Source organism: Staphylococcus sp. CWZ226 (assembly GCF_018986355.1).
Taxonomy (GTDB): Bacteria; Bacillota; Bacilli; order Staphylococcales; family Staphylococcaceae; genus Staphylococcus; species Staphylococcus simulans.
Window position 1 is genome coordinate 81,123 of record NZ_JAHMSB010000007.1, and the last position, 14,303, is coordinate 95,425.

A 14,303-nucleotide genomic window follows, 5' to 3' on the forward strand; every position below is an offset into this window, starting at 1 on the left:
AGTTCTTTTTAACGGATGATATCAAGTTACTAAACGCTCTTTAATTCACGACAAAGCTACTGATCTCCTTTGGTTTTAAATACAAGGAACATAATTAAGGTAACCACTAAAGGAAGTAGGAAGGCATCAGCTAAGTCCACCTTTCTGTCGAAGATAAACATCATCGAGTTGTAAATAATCAAGGCTAGTATGTAGAATAGTATGAATCTCACAATCCCTTTCATAGAATCACCTCTCAAAAGTTCTTGTTATTTAATAATTATAACAAACAATAATAATTTGTTTTAGTGATGATTTTAAAGGTATATAAAATCATTGGTTAACTCACTGTTTTTACATGACTTATAGTAAAATAAAAAAGAAAACTATCAAGATATACATAAGGGTGAGACGTGAAAATGGCTGATATTAAATTATTTGATGTGAATGGTGACGATGTAAGGGAATTAACAGGGCAATCAGTGACAATTGAGAAGGAACTTCAAACGATGATTGAGAATCATTTGGAGACTTTTTTAGGAGTTAAATTTCTCGCAAGTGAGTATACAACAGGAAAAAGACATGGCGGACGTATAGATACATTAGGCATTGATGAAAATAATGTACCTGTGATTATTGAATATAAACGTACGACTAATGAAAATGTGATTAACCAAGGCTTATTTTATTTAGATTGGTTGCTTGATCATAAAGGTGAATTTCAAATGAAAGTAATGCAACAACTAGGTAGAACAGCATCTGAAGAGATTGATTGGTCGAATCCACGTTTGGTTTGTATCGCTGGTAACTTTACTAAGTATGATGAACATGCGGTGCAATTGATTGATCGTAATATTGAGTTATATCGATACAGCTATTATGATAATCGTTATTTATTATTAGAACTTGTAAATGTGAATACACCACAAGTGAAACCAGCTGTACAATCGACAAGTCATCATAAAGAGAGACATAAAAGCTTGTTTTTAATAAATATCGAGTTAGCTTCAGATGAACTAACACAGTTATATGATGATTTATATAACTATGTTATGAGTTTAGGGGATGACGTGCAGTTTAAAGCGCAAAAGTTCTATGGTGCATTCAAACGTATTAAAAATTTTGTGTGTGTTGAAATGTTGCCGAAGAAAGGTATTATTCTTATGTATGTCAGAATAGACACGACAGATATAGAATGGGAAGCAGGATTTAGTAAAGATATGACACATATTGGTCATTACGGAACTGGTAATGTCGCCTTAACACTTAGAAATAAAAAAGATTTAGAGAAGGCTAAGGCATTCATTGAAGCGAGTTATAAGAATAACTAGTTGATGGTACGTATATTAGTGATGTACATGTGTTAAAATGATAGGCAATTGATAGTAGGATGGAACTGTTGATGATTCAGCAGTTCTCTTTTTTAATAGGGTAAGAAAAATTGATTTTTTTCAAAAAAAGTAATGACAGCCCTTACAAACTCAATTATAATAAAAGTGGTTATAACCAGAGGTGATAAAAATGAATAACTCTAAAGCTCCGTTATACTTCCAAGTGTATGAAGATATAAAGACTCGGATTGTAAACGGTGAATATGAGGAAGGAACAAAATTACCATCTGAAAGAAAATTATGTGATTTGTATGATGTGAGTCGTATTACGATTCGTGAGTCACTGGATCGTTTGGAACAGGAACAAATGATCAGACGTGAACATGGAAAGGGCTCGATTGTACTAGGAAATCATTATACACAAGTGTTAAACAGTCTTTATAGTTTCAAAGATGAGATTGAGAAGAATGGAAAGCAGGCAAGTACGAAAGTAATCAGTATGGAACGTATTGATGCGACGCCATTCTTACAAGAGAAAATGGGCTTAAAATCATTTCACTCAGTGTACCGTTTAATACGTTTAAGGCTCGCAAATGACCAGCCGATGATTTATGAAATTACATATTTACCAGTAAGATTATGTGAAGGGTTGGATAAATTCGATTTTAACCATCACTCACTCTATGAAACATTAGATCAGTATTATGATATTCAGATTGATAATGCATATGAAAGTTTAAGTGCGATTAAATTGAATAAGAGTATTGCGGATTTATTGAATGAAAGCATTAACGCAAGTTGTATGTTCATTGAACGTGTCAGTTACGTTAAAGGTGAAATCATTGAGTATACGCAATCTTATGCAGGTGGTAATAATTACAAATACACAGTGCAGCTGCTTTAAGCTCTGTGTATTCATAATACAACTGGTTATGACAACATAACAACATAGTAGGAGGTAGAATCATTTTGAAGACAACAGATACTTATAGAGAAATACAACAACAACCTTCTGTGTGGAAGAAAACTTTCGATATTGTGAATGATGTTTCAGCGGATTTCAAACGATTCATTGAAGCCATTGAACATAATGAATCGACTGACAAGCTTAAAGTTATTTTCACTGGCGCAGGTTCAAGTGCATATGTCGGCGACATTGCGCGTTTGGCCGTGGATAATAATAAATTCCCGAAATGGAGCTTTGAATCTGTACCGACAACACACTTTGTGACAAATCCGGGCACATATATCGACGATGCAACAACATACTTAGTGGTTTCCTTCGCAAGATCAGGTAACAGCCCTGAAACGCAAGGCACAGTAGAATTATTTAACCAATTGTCACAACACGTTTATCACATTTTCATCACAAACAATAAAGATGGCTTCTTAGGACGTTACGCAGATACTGAGAATGCATTCAAAGTTATCTTGCCAGATGAAACGAATGATAAATCACTCGCAATGACATCAAGTTTCTCAACGATGTTATTGGCAGCTTGCTTATTATTCAGTTCAGAAGAAATCGATGAAGCTTACTTTAAACGTGTCGAACAGAACTTCAGTTGGATTGATGCACATGCAAGAGAAGTTGCAGCGCAACCGTTCAAGAAAATTTTTTATGCCGGCACAGGCATGCAAGGTGAGTTGACCAAAGAAGTCAGCTTGAAACTAAACGAGTTGACTGCAGGAGCGATTGAAATTGCGAAAGAAACTACACTTGGATTCAGACACGGTCCTAAAGCTGGTTTGAATGACAATGCATTATTCATCATGTTGAGAGGCGCAAATGACTATCAACGTCGTTATGAAGCAGATGTGATTCATGAGATCGATATGCCAGAACGTAACTATCAAATCTTAGTGTTAGACGGTAAAACAAGTGATGATGCATTCACATTTACTTTCCCAAATGCTGAACATGACAGTGATTTAGAGTTGACGCTTGCGTATTTGATTTTCGGACAGTTATTAGCGTTTTATAAATCTGTTCAATTAGGATTGAATCCAGATAATCCAAGTCCAAATGGATTTATCAACCGTGTCGTTAAAGGTGTCACGATTTATCCATTTGAAGCTTAAGACACAATATTCAAGGAGGCGAGCTTGTTGAGTAAATTCACAGTGGAAGAAGAATTTATGTTAGATGGAAAGCCTTTGAAGATTTTGTCAGGTGCGATTCATTATTTCAGAGTGTTGCCTGAAGACTGGGAACATTCTTTGTACAACTTGAAAGCCTTGGGCTTTAATGCCGTTGAGACATATGTACCGTGGAATTTTCACGAAACCGTTGAAGGTGAGTTCGACTTTTCTGGGACGAAAGATATTAAACGTTTCATTCATACGGCTGAAGCTATTGGTCTTTATGTCATCATCAGACCTTCTCCATACATTTGTGCAGAATGGGAATTCGGTGGTTTGCCAGCGTGGTTGTTAACAAAACCAAACTTACGTGTGCGTTCGCGTGATCCGCAATTCTTAGAGTATGTGGAGCGTTATTACGACCGCTTATTTGAAATCTTAACGCCGCTTCAAATCGACCATCACGGTCCCATCCTCATGATGCAAGTCGAAAATGAATACGGCTCTTATGGTGAAGACAAGACCTACCTCAGTGCACTCGCCCGCATGATGCGAGACCGCGGTGTAACAGTACCGCTATTCACGTCAGACGGCTCATGGCAACAATGTCTAGAGGCCGGCAGTCTCGCTGAAGCAGACATCATACCGACAGGCAACTTCGGTTCGAAATCCCAAAAGCGTTTAGACAACCTGCACAAGTTCCATCAACAATTCGGCAAAACGTGGCCGTTAATGAGTATGGAATTTTGGGATGGCTGGTTCAACCGCTGGGGCGACCGCATTATTACACGTCAAAGCGATGAATTGATTGATGAAATCGGTGAAGTATTAAAACGCGGTTCCATTAATCTCTACATGTTTCATGGCGGCACGAACTTCGGATTTTGGAATGGTTGTTCTGCACGAGGACGTATCGATTTACCACAAGTGACATCTTATGATTACGATGCGCCTTTAGATGAAGCAGGCAATCCAACCGTGAAGTACTACAAAATTCAACAGCTGGTACACAAGCTTCATCCAGAAATTCAACAAACAACACCGAAAGTGAAACCGTTGATGGCTAAAGAGCATATCACGCTAACTGATAAAGTCAGCTTGTTTAACATCCTAGACGACATCAGCCATCACAGCGAAAGCTTCTATCCAGAATCTATGGAGACTGCTGGAACAGGCTATGGTTACATGGTTTATCGTACACAGTTGAAACGAGCGACTAGACAAGAGTATTTAAGAATCGTGGATGCGAGAGACCGTGTCCAATTGTTCTTAGACAATGAAAAAGTTTATACCGCCTATCAAGAAGAAATCGGTGACAAGTTTGAAGTGGCATTAAAACAACCTGTCGTTCAAGCAGATGTGTTAGTCGAACATATGGGACGTGTCAATTATGGTTATAAACTCGTCGCACCGACACAACGTAAAGGTCTTGGTCAAGGTTTGATGCAAGATCTGCACTTTGTACAACAATGGGAACAATTCGATATTGATTTTGACTTGTTAGAAGACAAGCACTTTGAACAAGCATGGGAAGCAGACCAACCAAGTTTCTACAGATATCAATTTGACATAGAAACACCTGAAAGTACTTACTTAGATGTAAGCGGTTTCGGTAAAGGCGTTGTATTAGTGAACGGTTTTAACATAGGTCGTTACTGGAACATAGGCCCGACACTTTCTTTGTATATCCCAGGTGCATTATTGAAACAAGGTCAAAATGAAATCATTATTTTCGAAACAGAAGGACAGTACTCAGAGGAAATCCGCTTATTACAAGCACCTCAATATATAGCCTCAAAACGTAAGGAGAGAACATCATGATTATAGCAAACAGAATTGACGGCCGTTTAATTCACGGTCAAGTCGCAAACTTATGGGCAACGAAACTGAATATCACACGTTTTATGGTAATTGATGATGAAGTCGCTCAAAGCACAATTGACAAGCAAGGCTTGAAATTAGCAACACCTGCTGGTGTGCGTTTAAGTGTCTTGCCTGTAGCAAAAGCAGCTGAAAATATTTTAGCAGGCAGATACGATTCACAACGCTTAATGGTCATTGCGAAGAAACCGGATCGTTTCTTAGAACTGATCAATCAAGGTGTTGACCTTGATGTATTAAACGTAGGTAATATGTCTCAAACAGATGAAACAAAGTCTATTACCCGTTCTATCAATGTAACGGATAAAGATATTAACGACTTTAAAGCAATTCAACAAAAAGGCGTTAAGATAACTGCTCAAATGGTTCCAAACGATAAAGCAGAAGATTTTATGACATTAATTAAGGGATAGTCAGGAGTGAAGACAACATGGAAATACTTTGGTGGCAGATTTTATTATTAACCTTGTATGCAGGGTATCAAATCCTAGATGAAATCCAAATTTATTCATCTTTAAGCCAACCTGTATTTGCGGGATTAATCGCCGGTTTGATTATGGGCGATGTGACAACAGAGTTGATTATCGGCGGTAGTATGCAATTAACGATTTTAGGTGTAGGGACATTCGGGGGTGCATCAAGAATTGATGCCAACTCTGGTACCTTACTTGCGGTCGCATTCTCAGTAGCACTTGGAATGAACCCGCAACAAGCTTTAGCAACATTGGCCGTGCCAGTTGCGAGCTTAATGATTCAAACAGATATCTTAGCACGTTTTGCTAACACATTCTTTGCGCATAGAATCGATGCGAAAATCGAATCATTTGATTACAAAGCAATTGAAAGAAACTATTTATACGGTATGATCCCTTGGTCATTATCAAGAATGATTCCAGTATTCTTAGCATTAGCTTTTGGTGGCGGCGTAGTTAAAGCCGTTGTAAATTACTTGAACTCAGATTTGAAATGGTTAGGTGATGGTTTAACTGTTGCCGGTGCCGTTTTACCAGCTGTAGGTTTCGCAATCCTTTTACGTTATCTACCTATTAAAAAACACTTCCCATACTTCATTTTAGGTTTCGTATTAACAGCATTATTCGTAACTGTATTTGATGGTATGACTGGACTTGGTACAGCAGTAGCTGGCTTAGATAAACACTTCGGTATTAAATTCACTGGTTTATCAATGTTAGGTATCGCATTGATCGGTTTCGCGTTTGCGGCAATTGAATACAAACGTACATCAGAAAGCCGTCCAGTACCGCAGTATGGTGGCGCAGCTCAGAATAATAACAGCGAAGGAGAGATTGAGGATGACGAACTCTAATAATCAAAACGGCACATCTTATAAATTAACCAAAAAAGATTTTAATCAAATCAATCGCCGTAGCTTATTTGCCTATCAATTAGGGTGGAACTATGAACGTATGCAAGCCTTTGGTTATTTGTATACTATCCTTCCGCAATTAAGAAAGATTTATGGCGACGGCACACCAGAACTTAAAGAAATGATGAAAACTCATACACAATTCTTTAACACAAGTAACTTCTTCAATACCATCATCATGGGTATTGATATCGCAATGGAAGAGAAAGAAAAAGTAAAAGCTAAAGACTCAGTACAAGGTTTGAAAGTTGGTTTAATGGGACCATTCGCCGCAATCGGTGACTCAATCTTTGCCTCATTAATCCCGACAATCTTCGGTGCCTTAGCTGCCAACATGGCAATCAACGGTAACCCGATCGGCGCATTTATCTGGTTAGCAGCTCAAATCGCCGTTATGGTATTCAGATGGAAACAATTAGAATTCGCGTATAAAGAAGGGGTATCCCTTGTTACGACAATGCAACACAGACTTGAGAACTTAACGAACGCAGCTACATTGCTCGGGGTCTTCACGGTCGGAGCTCTCGTCGCCACGATGATTAAAGTGAAGTTCGCTTGGATGCCGCACATCGGTAAATTGACAATTGATGTTCAAAACAATATCGATATGATCTTACCTAAATTATTACCACTTGGTATCGTATTAGCGATTTACTGGTTACTTGGACGCAATAAAATGAGTTCAACTAAAGCCATCTTTATCGTATTAGTTGTATCAATTATCTTATCTGCATTAGGCATTATCGGTAAAGCTTAATTCAAAGGTGGAAACAAAGAGATGAAAAAATTAATATTAATCAGTCATGGCGCATTTTGTGAAGGTTTAAAAGAAAGTGCAGAAATGATTTTAGGTGAACAACCTGATATCGTTCCTGTCCCGTTATTACCAGAAGAAAGTGCAGAGGACTTCCAAGCAAAATTACTTGCGGAAATGGCCAAAGAAGACGGCTTTACAGTCTTTGCGGATTTAATGGGCGGGACACCTGCCAATGTTGCGGCTAAATTATTAATGCAAGGTCAGCAGTTTGATTTATATGCTGGTATGAACTTGCCAATGATTGTCGCATATGTAAATGGTGAACTCTTAGGAGAAGCACAAGATATCGTTGGAAAAACGAAAGAGTATATTGTGAAAGTAAACGATTTATTATTATAGATTACGAATAAGAAGGTAGAAACATGTCAGAATATGTAATTAGCAACGCTAAGATTTACAGTGAAGATCAAGTGATTGAATCAGGATATGTCCATATTAAAGACGGTAAAATTGAAGCAGTCGAAAGTGGTGTGTATACAGGTCCGCTTACTCAACATGATGCGGAAGGTAAAATCTTACTTCCAGGATTTATAGATATTCATATCCACGGTGGATATGGCAATGATGCGATGGATGCGTCTGTTGAAGGGTTGCAACACTTAGCTGAGAATTTACTAAGCGAAGGGACTACTTCTTTCTTAGCGACAACAATGACACAATCTGAAGAAAATATTAATAAAGCGTTAGAATCAATTGTTGCGTATAAAGCAACACAAAACAGCTATAATGCTGCGGAAATTGTCGGTATCCATTTAGAAGGACCGTTTATTTCAGAACATAAAATCGGTGCACAAAATCCAGCCTACGTGCAACAACCAAGTGTTGAGAAACTGAAACATTTCCAAGAAACAGCAGATCATAATATCAAAATTCTCACTTTCGCTCCCGAAGTGGAAGGTGCTGATGTTATGTTAGAAGCATTTAAAGATGAGATTATCTTCTCTATCGGCCATACGACAGCAGACTTCGACCAAGTCAATGCCGCTGTAGCCAAAGGCGCAAAACACATTACTCATCTATACAATGCAGGTACACCATTCTTACACCGTGCCCCTGGTGATTTCGGTGCTGCCTGGACGAATGATGATTTAAGTACAGAATTGATTGTAGACGGTGTACACTCTCATCCGGCATCTATTAAAATTGCCTATAAAATGAAAGGCAATGAACACTTTTATGTGATTACAGATGCGATGCGCGCGAAAGGTATGTCAGAAGGCGAATACGACCTTGGCGGCCAAACTGTCGTAGTGAAAGGAAAAGAAGCAAGATTAAAAACAGGTTCTCTTGCGGGTAGTATATTAAGAATGAATCAAGGACTTAAAAACTTACTTGATTTTACAGGTGACACTTTAGAAAACGCATGGAGAACAACGAGTTTGAACCAAGCGAAAGCACTCAAAATAGATAATCAAAAAGGCAGTATCAAACCAGGCAAAGATGCAGACCTCATTTTAGTAGATGAAGACATCAACGTTCTGACTGCCATTAAAAAAGGAAAAATCCATGCCTTTAGTTAAAAAATAATCCAATAAAACCCCAACCCCCTAGTGAATATAAGATGATTCATCAACAATCATCACAGTACCCGGTTCCTAAGTAGTCATAGGAGCCGGGTTTATTGTATTTTGTAAATGTAAGCCTTTACATTTATACTAGGATACATTAAAATAAGAATCAGTTTTAACTTAAACGTTTAAGGAAGTAATCAATATGAACAATAATCCAACACTTCACGACGTCGCAAAAGCAGCAGGTGTTTCTGTAGCGACTGTTTCAAATGTGATGAATGGTAAAAAAGGACAAGTCAGCGAAAAAACGAAAGCGAAAGTAGAAGCAGCTGTTGAGTCGCTAGGTTATCAACCAAATACGTATGCCCGTCAGTTAAAAAGCGGCCAGAGTAACTTAGTTGCCTTTATTGTCCCTGACCAAAACCCATTCTTTACGGATATTTTAAACGGTTTAACTACAGTGTGTTTAGAACACAACTTGCAAGTGATTGTGATTTCGTCAGAAGAAAGTGAACAAAGACAAAACGAACTGATAGATTTATTTGTGAAGCAACGTGTCAATGCGATTGTGTTAGCACCTGTTTCGTCGCACCTGACATTAAAAGATGAATGGAAAAAGACACCGATTGTGACAGTAGACAGAACGATAGAAGCGAGTGATGTGCCAAGTGTCACAGTGAATAACCAGGCAGCGGGTTACCAAGCAACTAAACACTTATTGGACTTAGGCCACACGTCTATTGCGATTTTATTGGCAAATCCTAATATCAGTACAACTACCCATAGACAAGCAGGATATGAACAAGCGTTAATGGATAACCAGTTAACAGTTGATGCGCGTTTAATGAGTTTTAGTGATGATAAATTGGGGACTGAGGCTCAGATAAGAAGCGGGTATCTTGCGACTAAGCAATGGCTGACTTCAAAAGATGCGCCAAGTGCGTTAATCGCAACGAACTATTTATTGATGATCGGTGCGTTACAAGCCTTTAAAGAACTGGATATTCAAATCGGCAAAGACATTTCAATTATCGGTTTTGATAATAGTCATTGGAACGAAATATATTCACCAGCCATTACGGTCGTAGAACAACCAGCAAGTAAACTCGGTGAATGTGCAGCACAACTAATCATTGAAATGAACAACGATGAACCTGCAACTTCGGTAGAGTTATCGACGCATTTAGCCATAAGAGCATCGTGCGCTAAGAAAAATGAACGCTAGTTCGTTCTTTTTTCTTAACGTCAAACTTAAACGTTTAAGTTAGTTATAAATGAGGGGGAAATCTATAATGACGATAGAGAAAAATAGAAAGTTATGGATGGGAATACCGACAGTTGTATTCTTAGGTATTATCGCAATCTTTATTTTTATGACAGGAGACGGTATTGAACAAGCCTTCTTGTCTAAATACATCGTAGACATTGGATTCAGCAAAAGCCAAGCATCATTAGTCTTTGCGGTATATGGTGTGATGGTAGTAGTAGGTTCATGGTTAGCGGCAGTCTTATCTGACGTATATGGACCAAGAAAAGTAATGACAAGCGGTGTTGTATTATGGATTGTCTTCCATGTACTCTTCTTGACGTTTGGTTTGCAAGTTGAAAATTACAACATGATGTTATTGATGTACGGTATCAGAGGTATCGCATATCCATTATTCTTATACGGTTTCTTAGTATGGGTGACATACATTACAAATAAAGCACGTCTTGCGACTGCAATCGGTTGGTTCTGGGCGATGTTCTCAGTAGGTATGGGTGTCGTAGGTTCATACTTACCAAGTTTTACAATTCCATATATGGGCTTCATGGGAACACTATGGCTATCTATCGTATGGATTATGATTGGCGGTATTATTGCTTATATCGCAGTAGGTAAAGACAATGTGAAACCTAACGCAGATTTAGCAGTAAGTGATCGTTATAAGAAGGTGCTTAAAGATATCGGTGTGGTTTATAAGAACCCTGAAATTATTAAAGTATTCATTGTAAGAATTATTAACCAACTATCACTCTTTGGATTAGTGATTATCTTCCCAGTTTTATTTACAGATGAAATCGGCTTTACGATGCAACAATGGTTATGGATCTGGGGTACAATGCACGTCACTTGTATTGTTGGTGACGTATTCTGGGGTATTACTGCAGACAAAATCGGTTGGAAACGCCAAGTCATGTGGTTCGGTTGTGTCGGTTGCGGTATCACAACACTGACATTCTATTACTTACCGATGATTAGCGGAGACGTATTCTTGATCGGCGTATTATGTGCTGTATTATTTGGTATTACACAATCAGCATTCATTCCGATTTTCGCGATTTTCACAGCGTTAGAACCAAATCATATTGGTGCAACATTATCTTCACATAACTTAGCAGCTGGTTTAAGTAACTTCTTACCATCTGTGATTGCGACAGTATTATTACCAGTCTTCAATGAAATCGGTGTGGTATGGGCATTCGCATTATTATACTTCTTTGGTGCTGTATTGACGTACTTCATCAAAGTACATCAACCAGGATTAAAAGAAAAACCACGTAAAGTAATCCAACCTAAACCGGATAATGTAAATATTTAAAAAGGCAGATGAAACATATTGAAACCACTTGTTTTAGGTATAGATTTAGGAACAAGCTCAGTTAAAGTGATTGCGGTTGACCAACAAGGTTCGATTGTGACATCAAGCAGTGAACCTATCAGTATTTCACAACCGCAAAATGGTTATAGTGAACAAAACCCAGATGAATGGGTACAAGCAACAAAACAAGCAATTCAAACACTGACAGATCAGTTAGACGACAGTCAGTACCAAATAGAAGGCATGTCTTTCTCAGGCCAAATGCATGGCTTAGTGTTATTAGACAAAGACAATCATCCTATTCGCCCGGCAATCTTATGGAACGATACTAGAAATACTGAACAATGTGATGAAATTAAAGCACAGTTCGGAGATAAATTACTGGGCAATCCTATTCTAGAAGGCTTCACGTTACCAAAATTATTATGGGTGAAAGCACATGAACCACAACACTTTGAGAAAGCTGAAACATTTATTCTTCCAAAGGATTATGCCAGATATGCATTAACTGGCAAGGTTCAAATGGAGAAATCTGATGCATCCGGTACACTGCTTTACAACAGTGAAAGTGAAGCGTGGGATAAAGAAACAAGCACGTACTATGAGATTAAACATTTACTTCCAGAACTCGTTAATTCAACAGATGTAGTGGGTGAAGTAACTGAAACAATAGCGCAAGAATTAAACTTACCAACTTCAACAAAAGTGATTGCGGGTGGCGCTGACAATGCATGTGGTGCACTCGGTGCCGGTATTATCGGTGAAGGAGATGCGATGTGCAGTATCGGTACGTCTGGTGTAGTACTTGTTTGTCAGAAAGACTATAGTGATTATCAAAATAATATTCATTATTTTAAACATGTCACACCGGATATCTCTTATGCGATGGGGGTTACGCTTGCTGCAGGCTTCAGTTTAGACTGGTATAAACGTAATTTCTATGCAGAACAAAGCTTTGAAGACATTACGAAAGATGCGGAAAGTTCATCACCAGGTGCGAATGGTTTAGTATTCACGCCTTACTTAATGGGAGAACGTACACCGCATGGCGATGCAAAAATTAGAGGCAGCTTTATCGGTATCAGTGGTAAACAAACACGTGTAGATTTCTCACGTGCAGTGATTGAAGGCATCACGTATTCGCTTTATGAATCATTAGATTATATCAGACAGTTTTATCCAGCGATCCACACCATCACTTCAATTGGCGGCGGCGCTAAAAGTGATTTCTGGTTACAACTTCAAGCAGATGTCTTCAACTTAGAAGTTAAGAAATTAAAACACGAAGAAGGACCAAGTATGGGCGCAGCAATTCTAGCTGCATATGGTGTTGGTTGGTTCGATTCATTAAAAGACTGTGTTGAAACCTTTATTCAATACGACACGACATTCAAACCACATACACAAAAACATAAAATTTATGAACGTTACTTCAAAGTGTATCAAGACGTTTATCAAAATACGAAACAGATGACAGCGGATCTGTTATCAATTCAACAAAATCACGGGGGTTATACAGATGACAAATAATATTCCTGAAACAATGCAGATAGCTTTATTAAATAAACCATTTGATATTGAAATCAAAGAAGTCGATGTACCTAAATTAGGACCGAAGGAAGTCTTAGTTAAAATGATGGCAGTGGGTGTTTGCGGTTCTGACGTCCATTACTATGAACATGGTAAAATCGGTGATTTCATTGTCAAAGAACCATTAATCTTAGGTCACGAATGTGCCGGTATGGTTGCGGCAGTTGGTGAAGATGTGACGAAGTTTTCAGTAGGTGACAGAGTCGCAGTAGAGCCAGGTGTACCATGTGGTAAATGTGAACAATGTCAAAAAGGGCAATACAACTTATGCCAAGATGTTGAGTTTCTAGCAACACCACCGATTGATGGTGCATTCGCACAGTACATTGCACATCCAGAAGACTTCTTATTCCCAATTCCAGATTCATTATCTTATGAACAAGCATCATTAAACGAACCATTTTCAGTAGGTATTCAAGCTTGTAAACGTGCAGGAGTTCAACCAGGTTCAACAGTCGTAATTACAGGTATGGGTCCAGTTGGTTTAATGGCGGTTGTGGCAGCTAAAGCATTTGGTGCGACACGTATCATCGTGACTGACTTAGCAGATATTCGTTTAGAAGAAGCGTTAAAACTTGGTGCGACTGAAACAATTAATATCTCTAAAGAAAATCCAGTAAAACGTATCCAAGAAATTACAAATGGTAAAGGTGCAGACTATGCCTTTGAAACAGCAGGTCATCCAGCAGCACTACAATCAGCTGTACAATCTCTAGCAGTAGGCGGCAGCTTATCTATCGTTGGCCTACCACAACAAGAGGAAATTGCCTTAAACATTCCATTCATTGGTAACCGTGAATTAAATATTTATGGTGTCTTCCGTTACGCAAACACTTATCCAATGGGTATTGAAATGTTAAACAATACAGACGCAGATTTAGACTCAATGTTTACAGATTCATATGAACTTAAAGATACAAAAGCAGCATTAGAAAGAGCACTCAACAACAAACAAGGTTCATTAAAAGTGATGGTTTATCCTAACGGTTTCTTAGACTAATATAAAGATCAAATAGCCTCGTCCAAAAAAGCGGACGAGGCTATTTTTATAACTATCTGTCTTCATCATTATTCTTAACAAAAAACCTTAATATTACTGCCAACACTAATAATACTATAGTTACAACAGCTTTAATGAATGTG

13 protein-coding genes are annotated in these 14,303 nt (G+C 38.2%); all 13 read left to right on the forward strand.

Translation table 11 applies throughout. The annotated features are described in order from the left end of the window. The first annotated feature begins 398 nt into the window (after window positions 1-398). The 13 genes from KRR19_RS07410 (at window position 399) to KRR19_RS07470 (ending at window position 14,160) form a co-directional block, all read left to right on the forward strand. The gene (locus KRR19_RS07410) at window positions 399-1,310 is read left to right on the forward strand and encodes a DUF5655 domain-containing protein (protein ID WP_216733562.1); all 912 of its coding nucleotides are present in this window, start codon (window positions 399-401) and stop codon (window positions 1,308-1,310) included. Window positions 1,311-1,500: 190 nt separating this feature from the next. Beyond that, a complete protein-coding gene (locus KRR19_RS07415) occupies window positions 1,501-2,214 on the forward strand; it encodes a GntR family transcriptional regulator (protein ID WP_002480162.1) in 714 nt (237 codons plus the stop codon). A gap of 62 nt (window positions 2,215-2,276) precedes the next feature. Further along, a complete protein-coding gene (locus KRR19_RS07420; protein WP_037556115.1) occupies window positions 2,277-3,392 on the forward strand; it encodes an SIS domain-containing protein in 1,116 nt (371 codons plus the stop codon). A 27-nt stretch (window positions 3,393-3,419) separates the two neighbouring features. Continuing rightward, the gene (locus KRR19_RS07425; RefSeq protein WP_002480160.1) at window positions 3,420-5,213 is read left to right on the forward strand and encodes a glycoside hydrolase family 35 protein; all 1,794 of its coding nucleotides are present in this window, start codon (window positions 3,420-3,422) and stop codon (window positions 5,211-5,213) included. Next, entirely contained in the window at window positions 5,207-5,686 is a 480-nt protein-coding gene (locus KRR19_RS07430) for a PTS sugar transporter subunit IIB (protein WP_031262332.1), read from the forward strand. The genes KRR19_RS07425 and KRR19_RS07430 overlap by 7 nt, the downstream gene beginning before the upstream one ends. A gap of 17 nt (window positions 5,687-5,703) precedes the next feature. Then, window positions 5,704-6,600, forward strand: a complete 897-nt coding sequence (locus KRR19_RS07435; RefSeq protein ID WP_216733563.1) for a PTS mannose/fructose/sorbose/N-acetylgalactosamine transporter subunit IIC — start codon at window positions 5,704-5,706, stop codon at window positions 6,598-6,600. After that, entirely contained in the window at window positions 6,587-7,417 is an 831-nt protein-coding gene (locus KRR19_RS07440) for a PTS system mannose/fructose/sorbose family transporter subunit IID (RefSeq protein WP_216733564.1), read from the forward strand. The genes KRR19_RS07435 and KRR19_RS07440 overlap by 14 nt, the downstream gene beginning before the upstream one ends. A gap of 21 nt (window positions 7,418-7,438) precedes the next feature. After that, window positions 7,439-7,816 carry a PTS sugar transporter subunit IIA gene (locus KRR19_RS07445; protein WP_002480156.1) on the forward strand — a complete coding sequence of 126 codons (378 nt, stop codon included), beginning with the start codon at window positions 7,439-7,441 and terminating at the stop codon, window positions 7,814-7,816. Window positions 7,817-7,839: 23 nt separating this feature from the next. Beyond that, complete coding sequence (gene nagA / locus KRR19_RS07450; protein ID WP_070684264.1) at window positions 7,840-8,997, forward strand: N-acetylglucosamine-6-phosphate deacetylase; 1,158 nt, start codon at window positions 7,840-7,842, stop codon at window positions 8,995-8,997. 193 nt (window positions 8,998-9,190) lie between these two features. Next, the gene (locus KRR19_RS07455) at window positions 9,191-10,213 is read left to right on the forward strand and encodes a LacI family DNA-binding transcriptional regulator (RefSeq protein ID WP_216733565.1); all 1,023 of its coding nucleotides are present in this window, start codon (window positions 9,191-9,193) and stop codon (window positions 10,211-10,213) included. A gap of 67 nt (window positions 10,214-10,280) precedes the next feature. Next, the gene (locus KRR19_RS07460; protein WP_216733566.1) at window positions 10,281-11,570 is read left to right on the forward strand and encodes an MFS transporter; all 1,290 of its coding nucleotides are present in this window, start codon (window positions 10,281-10,283) and stop codon (window positions 11,568-11,570) included. Between the two features lie 15 nt (window positions 11,571-11,585). Then, window positions 11,586-13,100, forward strand: coding sequence for a xylulokinase (gene xylB, locus KRR19_RS07465; RefSeq protein WP_180363384.1), 1,515 nt, complete (start codon window positions 11,586-11,588; stop codon window positions 13,098-13,100). Then, complete coding sequence (locus KRR19_RS07470; protein WP_002480151.1) at window positions 13,090-14,160, forward strand: NAD(P)-dependent alcohol dehydrogenase; 1,071 nt, start codon at window positions 13,090-13,092, stop codon at window positions 14,158-14,160. Before xylB ends, KRR19_RS07470 begins: the two co-directional genes overlap by 11 nt. Window positions 14,161-14,303 lie beyond the last annotated feature (143 nt).

Coding starts and splice junctions, on each gene's coding strand:
- KRR19_RS07410 (WP_216733562.1), top strand. CDS start 399: ATGGCTGATATTAAATTATTTGATGTGAATGGTGACGATGTAAGGGAA.
- KRR19_RS07415 (WP_002480162.1), top strand. CDS start 1,501: ATGAATAACTCTAAAGCTCCGTTATACTTCCAAGTGTATGAAGATATA.
- KRR19_RS07435 (WP_216733563.1), top strand. CDS start 5,704: ATGGAAATACTTTGGTGGCAGATTTTATTATTAACCTTGTATGCAGGG.
- KRR19_RS07440 (WP_216733564.1), top strand. CDS start 6,587: ATGACGAACTCTAATAATCAAAACGGCACATCTTATAAATTAACCAAA.
- KRR19_RS07445 (WP_002480156.1), top strand. CDS start 7,439: ATGAAAAAATTAATATTAATCAGTCATGGCGCATTTTGTGAAGGTTTA.
- nagA (WP_070684264.1), top strand. CDS start 7,840: ATGTCAGAATATGTAATTAGCAACGCTAAGATTTACAGTGAAGATCAA.
- KRR19_RS07455 (WP_216733565.1), top strand. CDS start 9,191: ATGAACAATAATCCAACACTTCACGACGTCGCAAAAGCAGCAGGTGTT.
- KRR19_RS07460 (WP_216733566.1), top strand. CDS start 10,281: ATGACGATAGAGAAAAATAGAAAGTTATGGATGGGAATACCGACAGTT.
- KRR19_RS07470 (WP_002480151.1), top strand. CDS start 13,090: ATGACAAATAATATTCCTGAAACAATGCAGATAGCTTTATTAAATAAA.